Genomic DNA, 21,773 nt, shown 5'->3' on the forward strand with positions numbered 1-21,773 from the left:
GGGGGGGGGCGGGGGCCGGCCGGGGCCCCGGGGGGGGGCCGCCCCCCCGGGCCCGGCCCCCCGGCGGGGGGGGGGGGGGGGGCGCGGGCCCCCCCCGGGGGGGGGGGGGGGGGGGGGGGCGCCCCCCCCCCCCCCCGCCTCCAGGCGGTCACCGCAGCAGCGTGTTACTGCACGTCCTCGTCGACCCAGTCGAAGGTCTTCGTGACGGCCTTCTTCCAGAGACGGATCTGGCGGTCGCGCTCGGCGTCGTCGAGCGTCGGCTCCCAGCGCTGGTCCTCCTGCCAGTTGGCACGGAGCTCGTCGAGGTTCGCCCAGAAGCCGACCGCGAGGCCGGCCGCGTAAGCGGCGCCGAGCGCCGTCGTCTCGGCGACGACCGGACGGACGACCGGCACGTTGAGGATGTCCGCCTGGAACTGCATGAGCTCGTTGTTGGCGGTCATGCCGCCGTCCACCTTGAGCTCCGTCAGGTCCACGCCGGAGTCCGCGTTGACGGCGTCGAGGACCTCGCGGGTCTGCAGCGCCGTCGCCTCGAGGGCGGCACGGGCGATGTGGCCCTTGTTGACGTAGCGCGTGAGGCCGACGATTGCGCCGCGGGCATCCGGACGCCAGTACGGCGCGAACAGGCCCGAGAACGCCGGCACGAAGTACACGCCGCCGTTGTCCTCGACGGTCTTGGCGAGGGCCTCGACCTCCGGGGCGCTGCCGATGAGTCCGAGGTTGTCGCGGAGCCACTGGATGAGCGAGCCCGTGACGGCGATGGACCCCTCGAGGGCGTAGTGCGTCTCCTGGTCGCCGAGCTTGTACCCGACGGTCGTGAGCAGCCCGTTCTCCGACCGGACGATCTCGGTGCCCGTGTTGAAGATGAGGAAGTTACCGGTGCCGTAGGTGTTCTTCGACTCGCCCTGGTCGAACGCCGCCTGGCCGAAGGTCGCGGCCTGCTGGTCGCCGAGGATGCCGGCGATCGGGACCTCGCGGAGCAGGTTGGACGACTCGACGTGGCCGTAGACCTCGGAGGAGCTGACGATCTCGGGGAGCATCGACTTCGGCACGCCGAAGTCGGCGAGGATGTCGTCGCGCCACTGGAGCGTCTCGAGGTCCATGAACAGCGTGCGGGACGCGTTCGTGACGTCGGTCTTGTGCACGCCGCCGTCGACGCCACCGGTCAGGTTCCAGAGGACCCAGGTGTCGGTGGTGCCGAACAGCAGGTCGCCGGCCTCGGCCTTCTCGCGTGCACCCTCGACGTTCTCGAGGATCCACATGATCTTGGTGCCCGCGAAGTAGGTCGCGAGCGGCAGGCCCACGATCGCCTTGTAGCGGTCGGTGTCGCCGTCGGCGAGCTTGTCGACGATCGACTGCGTGCGGGTGTCCTGCCAGACGATGGCGTTGTACACCGGCTTGCCGGTCGTCTTGTCCCACACGACCGCGGTCTCGCGCTGGTTCGTGATGCCGACCGCCGCGACGTCGTGGCGGGTGATGTCGGCGCGGGACAGGGCCTGGCCGATGACCTCACGGGTGTTGTCCCAGATCTCGGACGGGTCGTGCTCGACCCAGCCGGCACGCGGGAAGATCTGCTCGTGTTCCTTCTGGCCCACGGAGATGATCGAGCCGGAGTGGTCGAAGACGATCGCTCGTGTGCTGGTCGTTCCCTGGTCGATGGCGACGATGTAGTCGGCCATTGGTGCTCCTTACGGGTTCGTTCGGTGGGTGTTCAGCGGAAAGCGCTCAGGCCAGCGGCAGCAGCGCGTACGACAGGCCGGCGGCGAGGGCACCACCGACGAGGGGACCGACGACCGGCACCCAGGCGTAGGCCCAGTCGCTCGAGCCCTTGCCCTTGATCGGCAGGAAGGCGTGCGCGATGCGCGGACCGAGGTCACGTGCCGGGTTGATGGCGTACCCGGTCGGGCCACCGAGGCTGACACCGATCGCGATCACGAGGAAGGCGACGGGGATGGCGCCGAGCTCGGCCGGGGTCTTGCCGTTGGTGAAGGCGATCACGACGAAGACCAGCACGAAGGTGCCGATGATCTCGGTGACGAGGTTCCAGCCGTAGGTGCGGATCGCCGGGCCGGTCGAGAAGACGCCGAGCTTGGCGGCCGCGTCGGGCTCCTCGTCGAAGTGCTGCTTGTAGGCGAGCCACACGATGACCGCACCGATGATCGCGCCGATCAACTGGGCGAGCCAGTAGAGGAACATCTCGCCGATGGTGATGTTGCCGAGGATGGCCTGCGCGAGGCTGACCGCCGGGTTGAGCTGACCACCGGACTTGTACGACACGGTGACGCCGGCGAAGACCGCGAAGCCCCAACCGATCGTGACCATGAGGAAGCCCGCGCCGAAGCCCTTCGACTTCGTCAGGGAGACAGCGGCGACGACACCGCCACCCAGGATGATGAGCATCGCCGTACCGACGAGCTCAGACAGGAAATTGACGCCGATGCCGTCCATCGGTGACCTCCAGTGCGTGAGGGTGGGGGTCCGGTGGTGCTGCGCCGGCACTCCCCGTTGAGTGATTGACGCCGAGCATAGTGACGCTGCTTCCCGCGCGGCGATGGGTTGTTGAGGGAACTGCGGAAAAGTGCACGAACGTGCATGCGGGCTGTGCGTCGAGGGGGACGGGGGCACCCCACCGCGGAGAACGCACTGCACGAACGTGCACCGGACCCGAACGGGTGAGCGCCGTCGCGATGTAGATTGAGGCAATCCGGTCGACGACGGCGGTGTGCTGCCTCGCGATCGCCCCGCCCCGTGGAGGTCAGCATGAAGAAGCTCATCAACGATCCGCAGGCCGTGGTCACCGAGACCGTCCGCGGGTTCGCCCGTGCGCACGCCGGTCACGTCGTCCTGGTCGAGGACCCGATCCACCTGCACCGCGCCGATGCGCCGGTCTCCGGCAAGGTCGGGATCGTCAGCGGCGGCGGCAGCGGGCACGAACCCCTGCACGCCGGGTTCGTCGGGTACGGCATGCTCGACGCCGCGGTGCCCGGCCCGGTGTTCACGAGTCCGACCCCGGACCCGATCGTCGCCGCCACGAAGGCCGTCGACGGGGGAGCGGGCGTGCTCCACATCGTGAAGAACTACACCGGCGACGTGCTCAACTTCGAGACCGCCGCCGAGCTCGCCGGGATGGAGGACATCCGGGTCGAGTCCGTCGTGGTCGACGACGACGTCGCCGTGCAGGACTCGCTCTACACCGCGGGCCGCCGCGGGGTCGCCGGGACCGTCGTGGTGGAGAAGTGCGCCGGCGCCGCCGCGGAGCGCGGGGACGACCTCGACGCCGTCGCCGCCGTCGCCCGGCACGTCAACGAGGTCACGCGCTCGATGGGACTGGCGCTCAGCTCGGGCACCGTGCCGCACGCCGGCGAACCGTCCTTCACGCTGGCCGACGACGAGGTCGAGCTCGGCATCGGCATCCACGGCGAGCCCGGACGCGAACGGATCGCGATGGCCCCGGCCGACGAGCTCGTCGACCGGGTGCTCGAACCGATCCTCACCGACCTCGACGCACCGGCCGGCTCGAAGCTCCTGCTGCTCGTGAACGGCATGGGCGGCACCCCGCTGTCCGAGCTCTACATCGTGTACCGACGCGCCGCCGAGGTGCTGTCCGACCGCGGGTACGACGTCGCGCGTAGCCTGGTCGGCGACTACGTGACGTCCCTCGAGATGCAGGGGTTCTCGCTCACCGTGACGGTGCTCGACGACGAACTCACCGCCCTCTGGGACGCACCGGTGGAGACCCCGGCACTGCGCTGGGGACGCTGAGCCACCGCCCACCATCCAGGAAGGAACACGAATTGGCGCTCGACACCGCATGGGCCACCGAATGGGTCCGACGCACCGCCGCGACCATCGACGAACACCGTGCCGAGCTCGTCACGCTCGACCGGGAGATCGGCGACGGCGACCACGGTGAGAACCTCGACCGCGGCTTCCGCGCCGTGCTCGAGGCCGTCGACGCCGGTTCCTTCGACACGCCGGGTGCCGTGCTCAAGGTCGTGGCGACGAAGCTCATCTCGACGGTCGGTGGCGCGGCCGGTCCGCTGTTCGGGACCGCGTACCTCAAGGCCGCACAGGCCGCGGGCGACGCGGCCGAGCTCGACGCGGACGGCGTGGTCGCGGTGCTGACCGCCGCGCGCGACGGCATCGTCTCCCGAGGCAAGGCCGCGGTCGGCGACAAGACGATGGTCGACGCCTGGTCGCCTGCCGTCGACGCCGCCGCAGCCGCTGCCGCCGCCGGCGACGCCCCCGAGCAGGTGCTCGCCGCCGCCGCGGACGCCGCCGTCACCGGCGCCGAGTCGACCGACGCCCTCGTCGCGCACAAGGGCCGGGCCAGCTACCTGGGGGAGCGTGCCGTCGGGCACCGCGACCCCGGCGCGCAGTCGACGGTGTACATCCTGCGCGCAGCGGTCGACGCGACGACGGGCGCCGCGGCGTGACCGTCGGCATCCTGATCGTCTCGCACAGCGCGGCGATCGCCACCGGCACGGTCGAACTCGCCCGGCAGATGGCCTCGGACGTCCCGCTCGTCGCCGCCGGGGGCACCGACGACGGCGGCATCGGCACCTCGTTCGAGGCGATCACCGCCGGCATCGAGGAGCTCGCCGCCGCGGACGCCGTGGTCGTCCTGTGCGACCTCGGATCCGCCTACCTCACCACCGACACGGCGCTCGACTTTCTCGACGACGACCTCCGCGCGCGCGTGCACGTCTCGCAGGCACCGCTGGTCGAAGGCGCGGTGGCTGCGGCGGTCGCCGCCCAGACGGGTGGTGACGCCGACGCCGTCCTGGCCGCTGCCGCGTCTGCCGCAGCGTCCAAGGCGGACGCGAGCAGCGCCTCCAGTCTGTCCGGTGACCAGCCTGGAGGCGCGGATCCGGTCCCCGGGACCGGCACCGGCGACGACGTGGCCGGTTCCGGCGCGTCCGCGACCGTCGACCTGGTCAACGAGAGCGGCCTGCACGCGCGACCCGCCGCGGAGTTCGTGAAGGCCGCTGCGAAGCACGAAGCCGCGGTGCGGGTGAACGGTGTGGACGCGAAGAGCCTGCTCGCGATCATGGCGCTGGCGCTGCCGAAGGGCGCGTCCGTCACCATCGAGGCGACGGGGCCGGACGCTCAGGAGGCCGTGGACGCGCTCGTCGAGCTCGTCCGTTCCGGCTTCGGCGAGTAGCCCGAGGCGCGGCGGTCCTGCGGCGCGTCAGCACTGCGGCGCGGCGGTGGGGCGGTGCGGCGGCGACGGCGCGGCCGCGCCCTCAGGCGATCGACACGGTGCCGGCGAGGTCGAGGTCGGAGGGGCCGCCGGTGACCCCGGCGTCGGCCAGCAGCGTGGCGCCGAAGACCGCGCTCCAGAAGGTCCGGGCGTCGCGACCGACCCCGCTGCCGCTCGTCCAGCCCCGCTCGGCGACGACCCGGTCGAGGTAGCGCTCCGACTGCCGGAACAGCACCGCGAGGAGCAGCCGCACCCGCTCCCGCTGCCCGCCGTCGTCCCCGGTCGCCGCGAGCGCTCGGACGACGAGGAGCGTCGAGGGCATCGCCAGCGCGGTGCGCGCGAGCACCTGCCGGAACGCGTCGGCCGACCGGGCGCGTCGTCCCGCTGCCTGCAGCCGCGTGGTGTCGCGGAGGAAGAGCGCGAACGACGCGTCGAGCACGAGTCGGTCCTTCGAGCCGAAGTGGTGCGTGATCTGGTTCGGGTACACCCCGGCCGCGCGGGCGATCTCGCTGACCGTGACGGGTCGACGTGTGCCGCCGTCGCCGGTCGGCGCGGTGAGCAGTCCCGCGGTCGCGGCGAGGATCTTCGCGCGTGTCGCAGCACCGCGGGCCGTGCCGGGAGCGTCGGTCGTGGTTGCCATGCCGGAATTGTACGTGGTACAACTCAACTTGTTCAACGTACAAGAAGGAGTCTTCCGTGGACATCTCCATCACCGGCTACGGCGCGGTCTCCCCGTTCGGCCACGGCGTCGACGCCCTCTGGGACGCGCTCGTCGCCGGGCGCTCAGGCGTGCACGTCCTCGAACGCCCCGGCGCACTGTGGGCGCAGGTCCCGATCATGGTCGGGGCGGACGCCGCCCTGGACGCGGACGGTGCCCTCGGCCGGGTCCGCGCGAACCGACTGGACCGCAGCCAGCAGCTCGCGCTCGTCGCCGCCGAGGAGGCCTGGGCGGACGCCGGCGCACCGTCGGTCGAGGGTGACCGCCTCGCCGTCGTCGTGGGGACCGGCATCGGGGGAGTGGAGACCCTGCTCGACGCCCACGACGTCCTCGGTGCCTCCGGCGCCCGACGGGTGTCACCCCGCACGGTGCCGATGCTCATGGCCAACGGCGCGGCAGCCCAGATCAGCATCGCGTTCGGCGCCCGAGCCGGCGCCTACACGACGGTGTCGGCCTGCGCGTCCGGGGCCGAGGCCATCGCGATGGCCGCGCGGCTCATCGTCACCGGCGAGGCCGACGTCGTCATCGCCGGTGGGACCGAGGCCGCGGTGACCCCGGTGACGATGGCGTCCTTCGCGCAGTCCCAGGCGCTCGCGAAGCCGGGCGACGACGATCCGACGACACTGTCGCGGCCGTTCGACGTCTCCCGTCGGGGGTTCGTCCTCGGCGAGGGTGCGGGGTTCGTCGTGCTCGAACGCGCCGCGCACGCCGCAGCTCGAGCCCAGCGGTCGCACGGCACGCTCGCCGGCTGGGGGATCACCTCGGACGCCCACCACATCACCGCGCCGCTCGCCGACGGCAGCGAGCAGGAACGGGCGATGACGGCGGCGATCCGGATGGCCGGGCTCACCGGTGGAGACATCGACCACGTCAACGCGCACGCGACCAGTACGCCGGTCGGGGACGTCGGCGAGGCCGCCGCCATCACCCGGGCCGTCGGGACCGGAGCGCTCGTCACCGCGCCGAAGAGCGCGATCGGCCACATGTTCGGGGCGGCCGGCGCGGTCGAGGCGATCCTGTCCGTCCGGGCGATCGAGACCGGAGTCGTCCCACCGACGCTCAACCTGGAACACCTGGACCCGGCGGTCGACCTGGACGTCGTGACGGGGACGGCCCGCACGGCCCCGATCCGGTCGGCGCTCAACAACTCGTTCGGGTTCGGCGGGCAGAACGCGTCGTTGGTGTTCACGGCGGCGTGAGCGACAGCGGGTCGTCACGCCGGCGTGAGCCGTCCGAGGTCGTCCGCGGTAGGTTCCGTGCATGTCCGGCCACGACCCCGCGGCCGCCCGCACCGTGCGCCCCCTCGACGCCTCGACGTGGGCGGCTTTCGCCGAGCTCTGCGCCAGCAGCGACGGCTACCCGAGCGGCTGCTGGTGCATCGGCTTCCACGAGGAGGGCACCGCCGGCGGCGCCTCGTGCAACCGCCAGCGGAAACTCGACCGGGTGACCGCCGGCACGACCCACGCGGCACTGGTCTTCGAGGGCGACCAGTGCGTGGGGTGGTGCCAGTACGGCCCGGCGTCGGAGGTCGTCCGGATCAAGAACCGCCGCCAGTACGACGCGTCGCAGGACGGAGACCCGCCGGACTGGCGCATCGGGTGCAACTACGCGCGCGCCGGGCATCGACGCCAGGGTGTCGCCACGATGGCGCTCGAGGGTGCGCTGCAGCTGATCGCGGCAGCGGGCGGTGGACGGGTCGAAGGCTACCCCGAGCCCGCCGGGGCGGTCCCCGCAGGGTTCCTCTTCCACGGCGCGCTGTCGACGTTCGAGCGTGCCGGCTTCGTCCGGGACCGGATGGTCGGCAAGCACCGGTGGGTCGTCACACGGACCGTCGGCTCCGCCGCGGCGGACCGCTGAGCCCCCTGCCGGGGCGCTCGGCGCGCCGCTGCGGCTCTGGACCGGGCCACGACCGGACTGGAGGCGCGGGTCGGGCCCGCACCGCGCCTCCCGTCCGTCGCTCCGCGGGTCCCGACCCTCGCTCTGGGACTCGACCCGTGTGGTCGGGTCGGGCTGGATGGTCGCATGGCACAGCAGGACAGGAACGCGGCCGGCGCTTCGGCTCGGCGCGAGTACGAGCGTCGACAGGCGCGTGACGAAGCAAGGATCCGTGACCGGTGGGGGCACGGGAAGCTCGGGAACATCGCGGTCGCACTGTCGGACGAGCGGCAGAGCACCGCGGCGTGGAAGACCGGTGCGGACGGCGAAGCACGCGTCGGAGCCGCACTCGACTCGATCGCCTCGCCGGACGTCGCGGTGGTCCACGACCGTCGTGTCCCCGGCAGTCGCGCCAACATCGACCACATCGTGGTCACGCGCGGCGGTGTCTGGGTGATCGACACCAAGCGCTACCGCAGCAAGCGTCCCGCGCTCCGTGTCGAGGGCGGCCTCCTCCGCCCCCGGGTGGAGAAGCTCGTCGTCGGCGGGGACCGGACGGCACTCGTCGACGGCGTGCTCCGGCAGCGAGACCTCGTCGCAGCCGTCGTCGGGCCGGTGCCCGTCCTGGCGTCACTGTGCTTCGTGGACGCGGACTGGCCGTTGTTCGGCGGATCCTTCACGACCCGTGGGGTGCTGGTCTGCTGGCCGCAGAAGCTCGTCGCGCGGCTCGGAGCGGGGCAGGGCGAGGTCGACGTCCCCGCTGTGGCTGCGGCGGTCGCGGCGCGCTTCCCGCGCGCCTGAGGAGGAACGATCGCCTGAGCGCGGCCGGTACCGGAGGATGGGGACATGGTGGGAAGACGCGTGCACCGACGAGGGCGTCTGGCGAGCCTCGCGGCAGTCGGCCTCCTGTTCGCCGTGGTGGGGTGCACGTCGGCGGACCGGCCGACGGGACCAGTCACCGTCGTCGACCTGCTGCACCAGGACTGGCGCCACGTCGCGGGGGTCGAAGCAGACGGCGACGGCCTCCGTGTGGCGGCGACCGGCAGGAGCATCGTCGAACAGGACGGCGGACGCGGCCAGGCGGATCCCCCGGTCGACCTCGCAGACACGCACGTGGTCGGTGCGGAGGACTTCACGCTCAGTGCATCCCTCGCGGACATCACCGGCGATGCCTCGCTCTCGGTCCTCGACAGTCCGCCGGTGATCTCCGACGAGTTCCGGATCGAGCCGGCGGGCCTGCGGCTCACCCTCCGCGGAGACGACCTGCGCATCAGGGTCTTCGACGGGACCCGAGAGCACGATCCGACGGACCCGCAGCCGGTGGTCGACGAGGACGTCACGCTCTCCGACCCGGAAGCGGAGCTCAGCGTCCGGCGCTCCGGCGATCGGCTCGAGGTCAGGAGTGGCGGTCGGACCGTCGCTTCCGTGCCGCATGGTGACGTGTTCGGCTCCGGGGAGCTCTGGCTCGGGCTGTCGAGCGACGACGGTTCCTTCCGGGTCGGTTCGCTCACCGCGTCCCAGACGGGTCGTCGCCTGGCCGCCGCGGGCCCGGTCGCTGCCGAGGCGGAACCGTCCGTCAGCGGTCTGCGGGCCCTGGCGTCGCGTGCTCGTCCGGGCTTCCGGATCGGCGCCGCTGTGGCGCTCGGGCCGCTTGCCTCGGACGCGGATTACGCACGTGCCTTCGTGGGGAACTTCGGCGCGCTCACCCCCGAGAACGCGATGAAGCCGCAGGCGCTCTCGCCCCGGCAGGGCGAGTACACGTTCGCCGAGGCCGACGCGCTCCTCGACCTCGCGGCGAGCAAGGGGATCACGGTGCACGGGCACACCATCGCGTTCACCGAGGCGATGCCCCGGTGGATGCGTGACCTGCCCACCGGTTCGCCGCAGGATCGCCACGACAGCGCCGATGCCCTGCTCGACTACCTGACCACCGTGGTGACGCACTTCCGGGGTCGGCTCGATTCGCTCGACGTCGTCAACGAACCGTTCGACGTCGACCAGGGCACCAGCCTGCAGGAGAACGTCTGGTATCGCGTCTTCGGAGCGACGTACCCGGCGGTGATGTCGAAGGCGGTGCACGACGCGGACCCGGACGTCCGACAGTTCATCAACGAGAACGGCGCGGACGTGCCGGGGCCGCGTCAGGATGCTCTCCGTCAACTCGCGCTCGACACCAACGCGCACGGTGGGCACATCGACGGAGTGGGTCTCCAGGCCCACGTCTACGACCTCGACACCGACGCCGTCTCGGCCGCTGACCTGACGACGACGCTCCACACCTTCGAGCGTGCTGGCCTTGGCGTCCGGATCTCCGAGAACGACGTCACGGACAGCGATGGCCACGACGCCCAAGCGGAGCAGTACGCCACGGTGCTCGGGACCTGCATCCGCTCGGAGACCTGCGTCGCGTACACGACCTGGGGCGTCGACGACCGGTACGACTGGTGGACGGACGATGACGGTGATCTGCGGCACGGCCACGACCTGCTGTTCGACGACGGCGAGCCGACGCACGCGTACGACGCGGTCCGGGCCGCACTCGGGGGCTGACCGTCAGGTGCGCGGAGCGAGCTCCTGCAGCCCGGTGACCCGGAGGAGGTCCAGCTTCGCGGCGTCCTCCGTGCCCGGGACGGCGGTGTAGACGACGATGCGCAGGTCGCCGCCGGGCACGCTCAACACGTCGCAGTCGATCTCGATCGGCCCGACGGGCGTCCGGACGGTCTTGCGGCTCGCACGGTGCTCGGCGACGCGGCCGGTGTTCCAGCGGCGCTCGAACTCGGGGGAGTCGCGGCGGAGCCGGGCGACGAGCTCCGCCAGGTCCCGGTCGGCGGGGTAGCGGCCGAGCGCGGCGCGGAGGTCGGCGGCGAGGTCGCTGGAGAACTCCTCCTGGTGGGTGTCGTCCCACTCCACGCCGTCGTGGCCGTGCATGAAGTGCCGCCACACCAGGTTCCGCTCGATGCCCGTGTACCGGCTCGGGTCGCCGCTCATCGCTGCCCAGAGGTCGTTCCACAGGACGATGTCGTGCGTGGCCGTGAACACCGCGAGCGGGACGTCACCGAGGCGATCGACGATGCGCTGCACGCCCGGGGTGACGTGCCGGGGAACGACCAGTCGGGACGGCGGCACGACGGAGGCGACGAGGCAGAGGTGGTCGCGCTCCTCCTCGGTGAGGCGGAGCGCCGTCGCGAGCGCGTTGAGGAGCTGCGCCGACGGGTTCGTGGCGCGTCCCTGCTCGAGGCGGACGACGTAGTCGACGCTGACCCCGGCGAGCGCGGCGAGCTCCTCGCGGCGGAGGCCCGGCGTGCGCCGGCCGGGGCCGGCGGGCAGGCCGACCTCCTCGGGACGCACCCGGTCGCGCCAGGAACGCAGCACACTCGCGAACTCGCTCATGCCCACCATCATCGCCCCGCGCCTCCCGGCCTCCCTGGTACTGGTGGTCCCACTGTCGAGCGGTGCCTGGGGGACCCGGACACGGGGGCGCAGGGTGGGGGCATGACAACGACACTGATCACCGGAGCCAACCGCAGTCTCGGCCTCGAGACGGTCCGACGGCTCGTCGAGGCCGGGCACACCGTGTACGCCGGGATGCGCGACCCGTCCCGCGGCGACGACGCCCGTGCGCTGGGCGCCCACGTCGTCCAGCTGGACGTCACCGACCAGGCGAGCGTCGACGCGGCGGTCGCGTCCCTGCCGTCGCTCGACGTCCTCGTGAACAACGCGGGCATCCTGGGAACGTCGTTCGGAGTGGACGACCTCGACGCCGCAGCCATCGCAGCCGTCCTCGACACCAACGTGACCGGCGTCGTGCGGGTGACGCAGGCGGCGCTGCCGCTGCTGCGCGAGTCGGCGAACCCGGTCGTCGTGAACGTCGCCTCGGGCGTCGGGTTCCCGCGGTGGCTGACGACGCCGGGGCGGGACGAGTTCCCGGTGCCTTCGATCCCGTACGCGGCATCGAAGGCAGCGCTGATCGCGCTGACGGTGCAGTACGCGAAGAACCTGCCCGCGTTCCGGGTGAACGCGAGCGACCCCGGGTACACGTCGACCGAGTTCAACGGCTTCGGTGGGCACCAGACGGTGACCGAGGGGACGGACGCGACGGTGGCGCTGGCGACGCTGGGTGCGGACGGTCCCACCGGCGAGTTCCACGACCGGACCGGACGCATCGAGTACTGAGGGGCCTGGAGGCACGGATCACCGCGCGCACGTGCGCTCGGCCCGTCGCGTGGCCGGGTCGAGGGCAGCGCTGCGTCCTCGTCTGCGACGATGGTCGGATGCGCGCCGTCCAGTACGAGTCCTTCGGTTCCACCCCCGTCGTCGTCGACGTGCCGGACCCCGTGGCGCCCGCTGACGGCGTGGTCGTCCGGGTCGCCGCGACGGGGGTGTGCCGGAGCGACTGGCACGCCTGGAAGGGCCACGACGACTCCGTGGTCCTGCCGCACGTCCCCGGGCACGAGTTCGCCGGCGTCGTGGCGTCCGTCGGGTCCGGCGTCACGAGATTCGCCGTGGGAGACCGGGTCACCGCGCCGTTCGTGTTCGCGTGCGGCCGGTGCGAGCAGTGCCTCGACAGCGCGACCCAGGTCTGCACGCGACAGCAGCAGCCCGGCTTCACCCTGCCCGGCTCGTACGCCGAGGCCGTGGTCGTGCCGCACGCCGACGTGAACCTCGTCGGGCTGCCCGACGCCGTGGGCTTCGCCGAGGCGGCTGGGCTCGGCTGCCGGTTCGGCACCGCGTACCACGCGCTGCACGCCCGCGGCCGGGTGGCCGAGGGGGAGTGGGTCGTCGTGTACGGGTGCGGCGGTGTCGGCCTGTCGACCGTCATCGTGGCCGTCGCCGCCGGTGCCCGGGTCGTCGCCGTGGACGTCTCGTCCGCCGCGCTCGCCCGGGCCGAGGTGCTCGGAGCGGTCACCGTGCCGATGGACGACGAGGCCGTCGGCACCGTGCGGTCCCTGACCGGTGGCGGCGCGCACGTCTCCGTCGACGCGTTCGGCAGCCGGGCCACCTCGGTCGCGGCCGTCGCGTCGCTCCGCCCGCGGGGTCGGCACGTGCAGGTCGGGCTGCTGCTCGACGACGAGGCAGCACCGGCGATCCCGATGGGCCGCGTGATCGGCGAGGAGCTCGAGCTGCTCGGCAGCCACGGGATCGCCGTGGGGGAGTACGCCGCGATGCTCGACGACGTCGTCACCGGACGGCTGCGGCCGGCGGAGTCGATCGGGCGGACGATCGCGTTCGAGGACCTGCCGGCAGCGCTCGTCGCGATGGACGGACCCGCCGGTCAGGCCGGCATGACCGTCGCGGTCGTCTGACGTCGACGCGTGACCGGCCCCGTCGTCACGCCGGCGACGGGACGAGTTCGGCGAGGAGCGCGGTCACCCTGCGCTTGATCTCGTCGCGGATCGGACGGACGTCCTCGATGTCCTTGCCGGCCGGGTCGGTGAGCTCCCAGTCCTCGTAGCGCTTGCCGGGGAACACCGGGCAGGCGTCCCCGCAGCCCATCGTGACGACGGCGTCGGCATCGCGGACGGTGTCGGTCGTGAGGACCTTCGGCTGGTTGCCGGCGATGTCGATGCCGTCCTCGGCCATCGCGCGGATCGCCACCGGATTGATCCGGTCCTTCGGTTCCGAACCCGCCGAGAGCACCTCGACCCGGGCGCCGCCGAGTGCCTGCGCGTACCCGGCTGCCATCTGGGAGCGTCCGGCGTTGTGCACGCAGACGAACAGGATCGTGGGCCTCGTGGTCATGTCGACGAGCATCCCACGTGGAAGGCTGCCTTGACAGGGTGCCCCTTCGGAGGGCGAGCTGCTGCTCGAGCAGCAGCGAGGGTCGCGATCGCGACCATCTGGCGGACGGGAGGCGCGGTGCCGGCCCGCACCGCGCCTCCCGTCCGTCAGGCGGTCCGGATCCGGGTGGCCACCAGTGCCGCCGCGACGGTGCGACCAATCCGCGCGGTCACTCGTTGAGGCGGGCGACCGATGCCCCGGGCAGGAGGTTGGCCTCGAGGTACTCGATCGTCGGGGCGGGACGCCCGCCGGGCAGCTCGATGTGGTCCGCGATCAGGCGTGCGGCGTGCCGGGCGATCTCGCGGGTGGGCTGCACGATGACCGTCAACTTCGGGACGAGGGCCTGGGCGAGCTCGCGACTGTCGAACCCGACCACCGAGATGTCGCGGCCGATGCGCAGTCCGGAGTCGTTGACGGCGGTCACGGCGCCCAGGGTGAGCTCGTAGTTCGCCGTGAACAGCCCGGTGGGGCGCGGCCACATTGCGAGGAGCTCCTGCGCGGCGCGGTACCCGGCGTCGACCGTCAGCGGGACGAGACGCTCCAGGGCGCGATCCACCGGCGTTCCGTGAGCGGTCAGTGCGCGCTCGAACCCCTCGGTGCGGAGGCGCATCGAGGAGATCGTCGGGTTACCGCCGACGAACCCGATGCGGCGGTGCCCGTGGTCGAGGAGGTGCCGGGCGCCGAGTGCTCCCGCCGCCACGTTGTCGATGAAGACGCCGTCGGCGTCGATGTCGTCGATGTGCCAGTCGACCATCACGACCGGCACGCGCGTGGCCGCTGCGCGGAGCGCGGGGACGTCGTGCGGCGCGGTGACCGCGACGATCCCGTCGACCATCCGGTCCATCAGCAGGCTGACGGGATCGTCGGCCGGATCGGGGCTCGCGGCGACGATCACGCTGATGCCCCGCGGGCGGAGCGCTTCCTCGACGCCGGCGATGATCGTCAGGTGGAAGTCGTTGTCGAGTGCCGGCAGGAGCACCCCGACCGTCCGCGACTGTCGCGAGCGCAGCATGCGGGCGTGCTGGTTGGGGCGGAAGTCGAGCTCGCGGGCCGCCGCTTCGATGGCTTCGCGGTTCGCTGCCAGGACGTTCCGCCCGTTGTAGTACTTGGAGATCGTGGCGAGCGAGAGGCCGGTGGCCTGCTGGATGTCCTTGTACGTCGACACGGCCGTCCTCTCTCTCGTGTGCTGCTCGTTCCCCGCTCGGTCGCCGGCGCTGGCGATCCCGGGGACCCCGTTCGCTCAGCGTAGGGCAGGGCCGGACCGGCGCTGATGTGCCGGGCGGTGTGCCTCGGCGTGGGTGCTGAGGTTCGAGGCACTCGATCGTGTGAGCGAAACGTTTCGTGCTGTACCGAGGCGTTGACTTCTACGGATTCACCTCCTAGCCTCCTCGGAAGTCGTAACGTTTCGCTCTAGAACTCAAGGAGGAGTTCATGAAGTCACGGTTGAACAACACGAGGCGACGGGGTCGCATCGGCGTCTCCATCGTGGTCGCGGGAGCGCTCGCCCTCGGGCTCGCAGCGTGCTCGGGAGGCGCCAGCGCGAGCTCGGGTCTCGACGGCTCCACGCTCAAGATGTACACGTGGATCGGCGGCAAGGCCGACAAGCAGCAGTGGAGCGACTACATCGCCGGCGGCAAGCACGCCGATCCCGAGATGGCGGTGAGCTTCACCGGACCGCCGATCGGCGACTACTACACCAAGCTGCCCACCGTCATGCGGGGCAGCAGCGCCCCCTGCCTGGTGACCTTCCAGAACGGCCGGGTGAACCAGTACGTGCAGGGACTCGAGCCGCTGGACGGCCTGGCGAAGAAGAACGGGCTCGACCTGACGAAGTACAGCTCGGCGATGCTCGACCAGCTGAGCGACGACGGCAAGCTCTACGCCATCCCGTTCAACGCCGGGCCCACGGTGATGTTCTACAACAAGAAGCTCTTCAAGGCCGCCGGGGTCGCCGAACCGACCAACGACTGGACCACCGAGGACTTCATCGCGGCGGCGAAGGCCACCACGAAGGACGGCGTGTACGGCTTCGCGATCCCGCAGGGATCCAACCCGATCAGCACGCTGATGGCAGCCGACGGCCACCCCTACGCCGACGAGAAGGGTCCGAAGCTCGACGACCCGAACTTCCGCGAGGCGCTCCAGCTGCTCGTCGACCTGTCGAACAAGTACAAGGTCGCGAAGCCGCTCGAAGCGGCCGCCGGCGGGACGTTCCCGGACATCGACGCCTTCAGCACCGGGCAGTCCGCCATGGAGATGCAGGGGCTGTGGGACCTGCAGCACGAGCAGCAGGCGCTCGGGAAGGACAACGTCGGCATCGCCGTGATCCCGAGCACGAACGGCACATCGAAGGGCTTCATCGGCGGGTCGGGCTTCGGCATCACGAAGACCTGCGGCGACAAGCAGAAGGCGTTCAAGGCCATCGAGGCGATGACGAGCAAGAGCGGACTCGAGTTCGTCACGAAGTCGCAGGCCTCCGTGCCGGCTCGGCTCGACGCCCTCGACGCCTGGTCCGCCAACGCCGGATCGCCGGAGTTCGCCGCGGTGATCAAGCAGATGACCGGTGACGCGACCCCGTCGCCCGTGCCGTCGAACCAGTCGCAGCTCGACACCCTCCTGACCCAGTACGAGGTGAACGCCTTCTCCGGCAAGAGCACGGTGGCCGAGGTCCTGCAGCAGGTGAAGGCCGGGCTCACGCAATGACGTTCGTGCGTCTCGACCGGGCAGAGGAGCAGGTCTCGGAGGGATCCGTCGACCAGCCCGATCCGCCGAGGGGCCGGCGTCGGCGCCGGCCCCTCGGCGGTCCCCGCTGGGTCGGGTGGGCCTTCGTCCTGCCGGGACTCATCGGTCTGGCGGTGTTCATCGTCATCCCGCAGGTCGCCTCGCTGGTCCTCGGCTTCTCCGACTCGAGCCTGCTGGGCGGGACCGTGTTCACCGGCACCGAGAACTACCTCCGGCTGCTGCGTGACCCGCAGTTCCTCAACAGCGTCATCGTCACGGCGATCTTCGTCCTCGTCTACGTGCCGGCGAACATCGCGATCTCGATGGCGATGGCGCTCTGGCTGAAGACGCGGATCGCGGGTCGGAACTGGCTCCGCGTGCTCTTCCTGATCCCGGCGCTGTCCCCGATGGTGGCGAACGCCGCGGTCTTCCGGCTGCTGTTCCAGAAGGACGGCGCCGTCAACCAGCTGCTCGCGGGGATCGGCCTCGGACCGATCCCGTGGCTCAGCGACGGGAACTGGGCACTCGCCACCGTGATCGGCGTCTCGCTCTGGCAGTCGTTCGGCTACAACATGATCGTGCTCGGCGCCGGCATCGACTCGATCAGCCCGGACGTCATCGCGGCATCGAAGATCGACGGGGCCGGCCGGTTCCGTCGGCTGGTCTCGATCACGCTGCCGCTGGTGAGCCCCGCACTGTTCTTCACCACGGTGCTGACCGTGATCGGCGCCTGGCAGACCTTCGCTCAGGCGTACGTCATCACGGGCGGGGGACCCGGCAACAGCACGATGACGATCATGCTCTACCTCTACCAGACCGCCTTCACGAACAACCAGCTCGGCTACGCGTCGGCCATCGCCACCGTGCTGTTCGTGATCATCGCGATCTTCACGCTGTTCCAGCTCTGGGGGCAGAAGAAGTGGGTGCACTATGACTGATCACCGGCTCCCGGCACCGGGTCCGCCTCGACGACACCGAGGACGAGCGATCGGGTTCGTCGCCAACAGCACCGCGGCGTGGCTCTTCGCCCTCGTGTTCTCGTTCCCGCTGATCTGGACCTTCTTCACGGCGCTGAAGCCGGCCAACGAGGTGTTCGGCGCACAGATCAGCTTCATCGGCTCGAAGGTCCTCTGGTCGAACTTCGTGGACGCGTGGGTCGAGGTCGACTTCGGGCGCCTGCTCCTGAACAGCCTGGTCGTGGCGGCGATCACGACGGTGCTCACCCTCGTCGTCGCGACGATCACGGCGTTCGCGTTCGCGAGGCTCCGGTTCCCGGGCCGCAGCGCGGTCTTCCTGCTGTTCGTCATCACCCTGACCCTGCCCAGCGAGGTCGCGGTCGTGCCGCTGTTCCTCGGCTTCGACCAAGCGGGGCTGGCGGACACCTGGGTCGCCCTGATCCTGCCGGGCCTGTTCGGCGCGTTCGGCGCGTTCCTGCTCCGACAGTTCATGCTCCAGATCCCGGCGGAGCTGGAGGAGGCGGCGCGGCTCGACGGAGCGTCCACGTGGCGCATCCTGATCAGCGTGATCGTCCCGCTCGTGCGGCCCGCACTGTCGGTGCTGTCGATCTTCGCCTTCCTCGGCAGCTGGAACAGCTTCCTCTGGCCGCTGATCATCCTGAACAGCTCGGACAAGTGGACGATCCCGATCGGCATCGCCGGGTTCACCACCCAGACCGGCACGCAGTGGCAACTGCTGATGGCGGCGTGCGTGATGACGATCGCTCCCGTGGTGATCGTGGTCGCTTTCGCGCAGAGACAACTGGTGGCCGCGATCGGCGCGGGCGCCTTCGGTGGCCGATGAGCCCCGACGGACGGAGAACCGTGCACCTCGAACCCCTCGACCCCACGACCCTGCCGGCACCGATCGACGTGTCGGACAACCGCGCTGCGCTCGCGATGGTGGACGCCGTCATCGCCGCCGGACCGTACGACGCCACCTGGGACTCGCTGTCCGGGTACCGGGCACCGCAGTGGTACCGCGACGCGAAGTTCGGCGTCTTCCTGCACTGGGGAGCGTTCTCGGTCCCGGCGTTCGGCAACGAGTGGTACCCGCGCACCATGTACCGCCGCGGCACCCCGACGTTCGAACACCACGTGGCGACCTACGGCCCGCACGACCGCTTCGGGTACAAGGACTTCCTCCCGCACTTCCGCATGGAGCACTTCGACCCGGAGGAGTGGGTGGCGCTGTTCAAGCGTGCGGGTGCGCAGTTCGTCGTGCCGGTCGCGGAGCACCACGACGGCTACGCGATGTACGACACCGCGCGCTCACGCTGGAACGTGACCCAGGTGGGGCCGGAGCGGGACGTGATGGGCGACCTGCTCGCGGCGGTCGACCGGTCCTGGTTGGTGACCGGAGCCTCCACCCACCGGGCGGAGCACTGGTTCTTCATGAACGGGGGAGCGGAGTTCGACTCCGACGTCCGCGACCCCGCCTACGCCGACCTGTACGGCCCGGCGCTGCGCAAGGAGATGAACCCCACCGAACGGTTCCTGGAGGACTGGCTCCTGCGCACGGTCGAGATCATCGACTCCTACCGACCGCAGGTGCTCTACTTCGACACCGGGATCGAGGAACCGTCGTTCGAGCCGTACATCCGGCGACTCGCCGCCTACTACTACAACCGGGCTGCCGAGTGGGGGCGCGAAGTCGTCATCAACGCCAAGTGGGACGCGTTCCGTCCCGGCTCCGCGGTGCTCGACATCGAGCGGGGCACGATGGGCGGCATCCGGTCGGACGTCTGGCAGAACGACACGTCGGTCTCGCGGACGTCCTGGAGCTGGGTCGACGGGCACGACTACAAGGGCGCTTCCGAACTCATCCAGGAACTCGTCGACGTGGTCGCGAAGAACGGGAACCTGCTCCTGAACATCGGTCCACGCCCGGACGGGACCATCCCGGAGGAAGAGGTCGCGCTGTTGGAGTCGGTCGGCGACTGGCTGGCCGTGCACGGCGAAGCGATCTACGGCTCCAGCCCCTGGGTCGTCTTCGGTGAGGGACCGACGTCGCCCGCCGCCGGATCCTTCACCGACGCCGCAGCGCCCGCGTACACCGCCGAGGACGTCCGCTTCACGCGGATGACCGAGGTCGGCCACGACTACGTGTACGGCATCGGGCTCGTCCGTCCGGTCGACGGCCGCATGCGGATCCGGAGCTTCGGCTCGGGCAGCCCCCTCGTCGACCGACCGATCGTCGACGTTCGGGTCCTGGGCTCGGGGGAGCAGCCGGAGTGGACCCGCACCGAGGAACACCTGGAGGTCGTGCTCCCCGACGCCGAGCTGACCGGTCCCGGCGGCGCCGTTGTGCGGCTCGAGCTGGCGCCGGAGGCTGCTGCTCCGCGCATCGACTTCTTCCACGGCCTGAACATCTAGCGCGCGTCACCGTCGACGCGCAGCCCTGAACCGAATCGGAGAACACCACATGACCAACACCGACAGCGTCCCGACTCGGCGACTCGCGAGCGGGGCGGAGATGCCCGCGATCGGGGTCGGCACGTTCGGGTCCGACCACTACCGGGCGGAGGACGTGGCCGCGGCGGTCGGCGGCGCGATCCGGGCCGGGTACCGCTTGATCGACTGCGCGTCGGTCTACGGCAACGAGGCGGAGGTCGGTGCCGTCCTCGAGGCAGCGATCGACGAGGGTGTGCCGCGCGACGACCTCTTCGTCATGTCGAAGGTCTGGAACGACGCGCACGAGCCGGACGCTGCGGTCGCCTCGGTCCGTCAGTCCCTGCGCGACCTCCGGCTCGACGTCCTCGACGCGGTGTTCGTGCACTGGCCGTTCCCGAACCACCACGCCCCGTTCGCCGATGCCGCCGACCGCGACGCGGACGCACGCCCGTACGTCCACGAGGAGTACATGACCCTGTGGCGCGCGCTGGAGGGACTCGTCGACGAGGGGGTCGTGCGCCACCTCGGGACCTCGAACGTCACCATCCCGAAGCTGACGGCGATCCTCGCCGACGCACGGATCCGTCCGGCGTTGAACGAGATGGAGCTGCACCCCTGCTTCCAGCAGCCCGAGCTCTTCCGGTTCTGTCTCGACCACGGGATCCAGCCGGTCGGCTACTCGCCGCTCGGCTCACCGTCGCGACCCGACCGCGACCGGATCGCCTCGGACGTGTCCGACATGGAGCACCCCGTGGTGGTCTCCATCGCCCGCGCCCACGGGGTCCACCCGGCGCTCGTCTGCCTGAAGTGGGCGGTGCAGCGCGGCCAGGTGCCGATCCCGTTCTCGGTGAAGGAGCCGCAGTTCGTCGCGAACCTCCGAGCCGTGACGGAGGACCCGCTGACGCCCGCCGAACTCGAGGCGCTGCGGTCGGCCGAACGGAACAACCGCCTCATCAAGGGCCAGGTGTTCCTGTGGCCCGGGGCGGACAGCTGGCTCGACCTGTGGGACGTCGACGGCACCATCCCCGGCTGGGACGGGTACGCCGCCGATCGTGCAGCCGGCCGCACCGCAGCGGGCGTGACCGCATGATCACGGGGCCACTCGTGCACCCGCCGCTCCTCGAGGCACTCGCCTCGTCCGGCCACGGCTCCGGGGTCCTCATCGCGGACGGCAACTACCCGTACCTGACCGCCACCGGACCGGGCGTGCGCCTGATCCACCTCAACCTCCGCCCAGGACTGCTCGACGTGACGACGGTGCTCGACGCCGTCCTCACCGTCGTCAACGTCGAGTCGGCGACGGTCATGCAGACTCCGGACGGCGTCACTACGCCGGCGCAGGACGACTACGCACGGCTGCTGGGCGGCGACGTCCCCGTGGAGAAGGTCGACCGGTTCGCGTTCTACGACCGGGTGCGCTCCCCGGACGTCGGCGTAGTGATCGCGACCGGGGACGAACGGCTGTACGGCAACCTCCTCGTGACCGTCGGTCTGCGGTGACGCACGTGGACCGCGACGACACGACGGTGCACGACTCCCTGGCACAGGGGGCCGCAGGACAGCGCGAACAAGACCGACAGCCGCGGGGTAGCACGCACCGACGGTGCCGGCAGGGGAGTGCTGCGGGTGGCGGAGGCCCGCTGGAACGTCGGCGACCCGGTCACGCCCGCGGCGTCAGCACGCAGAACTCGTTTCCCTCGGGATCGCGGAGGACCGTCCACGCGACGTTCCCCTGCCCGACGTCGGCCAGGGTCGCGCCACGCCCGATCAAGCCGTCGACGAGCGCCGCCTGATCGTCGCCCGGGGCCGGGGCGAGGTCGATGTGCAGTCGGTTCTTGCCTGCTCGGTCATCGGACACCGAGACGAACGCCAGCCCCGGGCCGTGCTCATCGAGGGGGATCGACCGGCTCTGGTCGAACGCATGCGGCGGAACGAGGATCACCTCGGTGTCCGTCTCCACCGCGACGAGCCAGCCGAGCGTCTCCGCCCACCAGTGTCCGAGTGTGGCGACGTCGTGGCTGTCGACGACGGTCGTGTACCAGCGCAGTCCCATGCCGCGGAACCTACTCGGCGCGCCTCCGATCAACGCGAA

Annotated in this window: 22 protein-coding genes; 15 read left to right on the forward strand and 7 right to left on the reverse strand. The window is 71.1% G+C overall.

Annotation, left to right across the window (positions count from 1 at the left end; all coding sequences use genetic code 11):
* Nucleotides 1–164: 164 nt before the first annotated feature.
* A complete protein-coding gene (gene glpK, locus EDF64_RS06895; RefSeq protein ID WP_133519311.1) occupies nt 165–1,676 on the reverse strand; it encodes a glycerol kinase GlpK in 1,512 nt (503 codons plus the stop codon).
* 46 nt (nt 1,677–1,722) lie between these two features.
* Nucleotides 1,723–2,445: an MIP/aquaporin family protein gene (locus EDF64_RS06900; protein WP_070418991.1), complete on the reverse strand. Its 723-nt coding sequence runs from the start codon at nt 2,443–2,445 to the stop codon at nt 1,723–1,725.
* 312 nt (nt 2,446–2,757) lie between these two features.
* Between EDF64_RS06900 and dhaK the strand changes: the two genes are divergently transcribed.
* From dhaK to dhaM, 3 genes are read left to right on the forward strand one after another with little or no spacing between them, the layout of a single operon-like run.
* Nucleotides 2,758–3,759: a dihydroxyacetone kinase subunit DhaK gene (dhaK, locus tag EDF64_RS06905; RefSeq protein WP_133519312.1), complete on the forward strand. Its 1,002-nt coding sequence runs from the start codon at nt 2,758–2,760 to the stop codon at nt 3,757–3,759.
* 32 nt (nt 3,760–3,791) lie between these two features.
* Nucleotides 3,792–4,433, forward strand: a complete 642-nt coding sequence (gene dhaL, locus EDF64_RS06910) for a dihydroxyacetone kinase subunit DhaL (protein ID WP_133519313.1) — start codon at nt 3,792–3,794, stop codon at nt 4,431–4,433.
* Nucleotides 4,430–5,161, forward strand: a complete 732-nt coding sequence (gene dhaM, locus EDF64_RS06915; RefSeq protein WP_133519314.1) for a dihydroxyacetone kinase phosphoryl donor subunit DhaM — start codon at nt 4,430–4,432, stop codon at nt 5,159–5,161. Before dhaL ends, dhaM begins: the two co-directional genes overlap by 4 nt.
* An 82-nt stretch (nt 5,162–5,243) precedes the next feature.
* Here the strand turns inward: dhaM and EDF64_RS06920 are convergent, their stop codons facing one another.
* Entirely contained in the window at nt 5,244–5,840 is a 597-nt protein-coding gene (locus EDF64_RS06920; RefSeq protein ID WP_133519315.1) for a TetR/AcrR family transcriptional regulator C-terminal domain-containing protein, read from the reverse strand.
* Between the two features lie 56 nt (nt 5,841–5,896).
* On the opposite strand from EDF64_RS06920, the gene EDF64_RS06925 reads away from it, so the two are divergent.
* The 4 genes from EDF64_RS06925 to EDF64_RS06940 all read left to right on the forward strand — a co-directional run bounded on the left by EDF64_RS06925 (nt 5,897) and on the right by EDF64_RS06940 (nt 10,343).
* Nucleotides 5,897–7,117 (forward strand): beta-ketoacyl-[acyl-carrier-protein] synthase family protein, encoded by a 1,221-nt coding sequence (locus tag EDF64_RS06925; protein WP_133519316.1) that lies wholly within the window; start codon nt 5,897–5,899, stop codon nt 7,115–7,117.
* 61 nt (nt 7,118–7,178) lie between these two features.
* Complete coding sequence (locus tag EDF64_RS06930; protein WP_133519317.1) at nt 7,179–7,775, forward strand: GNAT family N-acetyltransferase; 597 nt, start codon at nt 7,179–7,181, stop codon at nt 7,773–7,775.
* 165 nt (nt 7,776–7,940) lie between these two features.
* Nucleotides 7,941–8,594: a nuclease-related domain-containing protein gene (locus EDF64_RS06935; RefSeq protein ID WP_133519318.1), complete on the forward strand. Its 654-nt coding sequence runs from the start codon at nt 7,941–7,943 to the stop codon at nt 8,592–8,594.
* Nucleotides 8,595–8,639: 45 nt separating this feature from the next.
* Complete coding sequence (locus EDF64_RS06940) at nt 8,640–10,343, forward strand: endo-1,4-beta-xylanase (protein ID WP_133519319.1); 1,704 nt, start codon at nt 8,640–8,642, stop codon at nt 10,341–10,343.
* Between the two features lie 3 nt (nt 10,344–10,346).
* Here EDF64_RS06940 and EDF64_RS06945 read toward each other — a convergent pair whose 3' ends face one another.
* The gene (locus tag EDF64_RS06945) at nt 10,347–11,183 is read right to left on the reverse strand and encodes a helix-turn-helix domain-containing protein (RefSeq protein ID WP_133519320.1); all 837 of its coding nucleotides are present in this window, start codon (nt 11,181–11,183) and stop codon (nt 10,347–10,349) included.
* A gap of 102 nt (nt 11,184–11,285) precedes the next feature.
* Here EDF64_RS06945 and EDF64_RS06950 point away from each other — a divergent pair, with 102 nt between their 5' ends.
* Both EDF64_RS06950 and EDF64_RS06955 read left to right on the forward strand, forming a co-directional pair.
* On the forward strand, nt 11,286–11,966 hold the full coding sequence (locus EDF64_RS06950; RefSeq protein WP_133519321.1) for an SDR family NAD(P)-dependent oxidoreductase: 681 nt from the start codon (nt 11,286–11,288) through the stop codon (nt 11,964–11,966).
* A 98-nt stretch (nt 11,967–12,064) separates the two neighbouring features.
* Entirely contained in the window at nt 12,065–13,096 is a 1,032-nt protein-coding gene (locus tag EDF64_RS06955) for an alcohol dehydrogenase catalytic domain-containing protein (RefSeq protein WP_133519322.1), read from the forward strand.
* Nucleotides 13,097–13,121: 25 nt separating this feature from the next.
* On the opposite strand, the gene EDF64_RS06960 is transcribed toward EDF64_RS06955, so the two are convergent.
* Nucleotides 13,122–13,532, reverse strand: coding sequence for an arsenate reductase ArsC (locus tag EDF64_RS06960; RefSeq protein ID WP_133519323.1), 411 nt, complete (start codon nt 13,530–13,532; stop codon nt 13,122–13,124).
* 208 nt (nt 13,533–13,740) lie between these two features.
* The gene (locus EDF64_RS06965) at nt 13,741–14,736 is read right to left on the reverse strand and encodes a LacI family DNA-binding transcriptional regulator (RefSeq protein WP_133519324.1); all 996 of its coding nucleotides are present in this window, start codon (nt 14,734–14,736) and stop codon (nt 13,741–13,743) included.
* 266 nt (nt 14,737–15,002) lie between these two features.
* Between EDF64_RS06965 and EDF64_RS06970 the strand changes: the two genes are divergently transcribed.
* Genes EDF64_RS06970 through EDF64_RS06995 form a run of 6 tightly spaced genes read left to right on the forward strand, consistent with a single transcriptional unit; the run spans nt 15,003 to nt 21,181 of the window.
* A complete protein-coding gene (locus EDF64_RS06970) occupies nt 15,003–16,274 on the forward strand; it encodes an ABC transporter substrate-binding protein (RefSeq protein ID WP_133519325.1) in 1,272 nt (423 codons plus the stop codon).
* The gene (locus EDF64_RS06975; RefSeq protein ID WP_133519326.1) at nt 16,271–17,230 is read left to right on the forward strand and encodes a carbohydrate ABC transporter permease; all 960 of its coding nucleotides are present in this window, start codon (nt 16,271–16,273) and stop codon (nt 17,228–17,230) included. Before EDF64_RS06970 ends, EDF64_RS06975 begins: the two co-directional genes overlap by 4 nt.
* A complete protein-coding gene (locus EDF64_RS06980) occupies nt 17,223–18,092 on the forward strand; it encodes a carbohydrate ABC transporter permease (protein ID WP_133519327.1) in 870 nt (289 codons plus the stop codon). Before EDF64_RS06975 ends, EDF64_RS06980 begins: the two co-directional genes overlap by 8 nt.
* A gap of 20 nt (nt 18,093–18,112) precedes the next feature.
* Complete coding sequence (locus EDF64_RS06985; protein ID WP_133519328.1) at nt 18,113–19,663, forward strand: alpha-L-fucosidase; 1,551 nt, start codon at nt 18,113–18,115, stop codon at nt 19,661–19,663.
* Between the two features lie 49 nt (nt 19,664–19,712).
* A complete protein-coding gene (locus tag EDF64_RS06990) occupies nt 19,713–20,771 on the forward strand; it encodes an aldo/keto reductase (protein WP_133519329.1) in 1,059 nt (352 codons plus the stop codon).
* Nucleotides 20,768–21,181, forward strand: a complete 414-nt coding sequence (locus EDF64_RS06995) for an RbsD/FucU family protein (RefSeq protein ID WP_133519330.1) — start codon at nt 20,768–20,770, stop codon at nt 21,179–21,181. Before EDF64_RS06990 ends, EDF64_RS06995 begins: the two co-directional genes overlap by 4 nt.
* A gap of 160 nt (nt 21,182–21,341) precedes the next feature.
* Here EDF64_RS06995 and EDF64_RS07000 read toward each other — a convergent pair whose 3' ends face one another.
* Nucleotides 21,342–21,734 (reverse strand): VOC family protein, encoded by a 393-nt coding sequence (locus EDF64_RS07000; protein WP_133519331.1) that lies wholly within the window; start codon nt 21,732–21,734, stop codon nt 21,342–21,344.
* Nucleotides 21,735–21,773 lie beyond the last annotated feature (39 nt).

The organism is Curtobacterium flaccumfaciens, from assembly GCF_004361695.1.
GTDB lineage: Bacteria > Actinomycetota > Actinomycetes > Actinomycetales > Microbacteriaceae > Curtobacterium > Curtobacterium flaccumfaciens_B.

Excerpts from the sequence above, each read along its gene's own strand:
- glpK (WP_133519311.1), bottom strand. The coding sequence starts at position 1,676 with ATGGCCGACTACATCGTCGCCATCGACCAGGGAACGACCAGCACACGA.
- EDF64_RS06900 (WP_070418991.1), bottom strand. The coding sequence starts at position 2,445 with ATGGACGGCATCGGCGTCAATTTCCTGTCTGAGCTCGTCGGTACGGCG.
- dhaK (WP_133519312.1), top strand. The coding sequence starts at position 2,758 with ATGAAGAAGCTCATCAACGATCCGCAGGCCGTGGTCACCGAGACCGTC.
- EDF64_RS06920 (WP_133519315.1), bottom strand. The coding sequence starts at position 5,840 with ATGGCAACCACGACCGACGCTCCCGGCACGGCCCGCGGTGCTGCGACA.
- EDF64_RS06930 (WP_133519317.1), top strand. The coding sequence starts at position 7,179 with ATGTCCGGCCACGACCCCGCGGCCGCCCGCACCGTGCGCCCCCTCGAC.
- EDF64_RS06935 (WP_133519318.1), top strand. The coding sequence starts at position 7,941 with ATGGCACAGCAGGACAGGAACGCGGCCGGCGCTTCGGCTCGGCGCGAG.
- EDF64_RS06940 (WP_133519319.1), top strand. The coding sequence starts at position 8,640 with ATGGTGGGAAGACGCGTGCACCGACGAGGGCGTCTGGCGAGCCTCGCG.
- EDF64_RS06945 (WP_133519320.1), bottom strand. The coding sequence starts at position 11,183 with ATGAGCGAGTTCGCGAGTGTGCTGCGTTCCTGGCGCGACCGGGTGCGT.
- EDF64_RS06950 (WP_133519321.1), top strand. The coding sequence starts at position 11,286 with ATGACAACGACACTGATCACCGGAGCCAACCGCAGTCTCGGCCTCGAG.
- EDF64_RS06955 (WP_133519322.1), top strand. The coding sequence starts at position 12,065 with ATGCGCGCCGTCCAGTACGAGTCCTTCGGTTCCACCCCCGTCGTCGTC.
- EDF64_RS06960 (WP_133519323.1), bottom strand. The coding sequence starts at position 13,532 with ATGACCACGAGGCCCACGATCCTGTTCGTCTGCGTGCACAACGCCGGA.
- EDF64_RS06970 (WP_133519325.1), top strand. The coding sequence starts at position 15,003 with ATGAAGTCACGGTTGAACAACACGAGGCGACGGGGTCGCATCGGCGTC.
- EDF64_RS06975 (WP_133519326.1), top strand. The coding sequence starts at position 16,271 with ATGACGTTCGTGCGTCTCGACCGGGCAGAGGAGCAGGTCTCGGAGGGA.
- EDF64_RS06980 (WP_133519327.1), top strand. The coding sequence starts at position 17,223 with ATGACTGATCACCGGCTCCCGGCACCGGGTCCGCCTCGACGACACCGA.
- EDF64_RS06990 (WP_133519329.1), top strand. The coding sequence starts at position 19,713 with ATGACCAACACCGACAGCGTCCCGACTCGGCGACTCGCGAGCGGGGCG.
- EDF64_RS06995 (WP_133519330.1), top strand. The coding sequence starts at position 20,768 with ATGATCACGGGGCCACTCGTGCACCCGCCGCTCCTCGAGGCACTCGCC.
- EDF64_RS07000 (WP_133519331.1), bottom strand. The coding sequence starts at position 21,734 with ATGGGACTGCGCTGGTACACGACCGTCGTCGACAGCCACGACGTCGCC.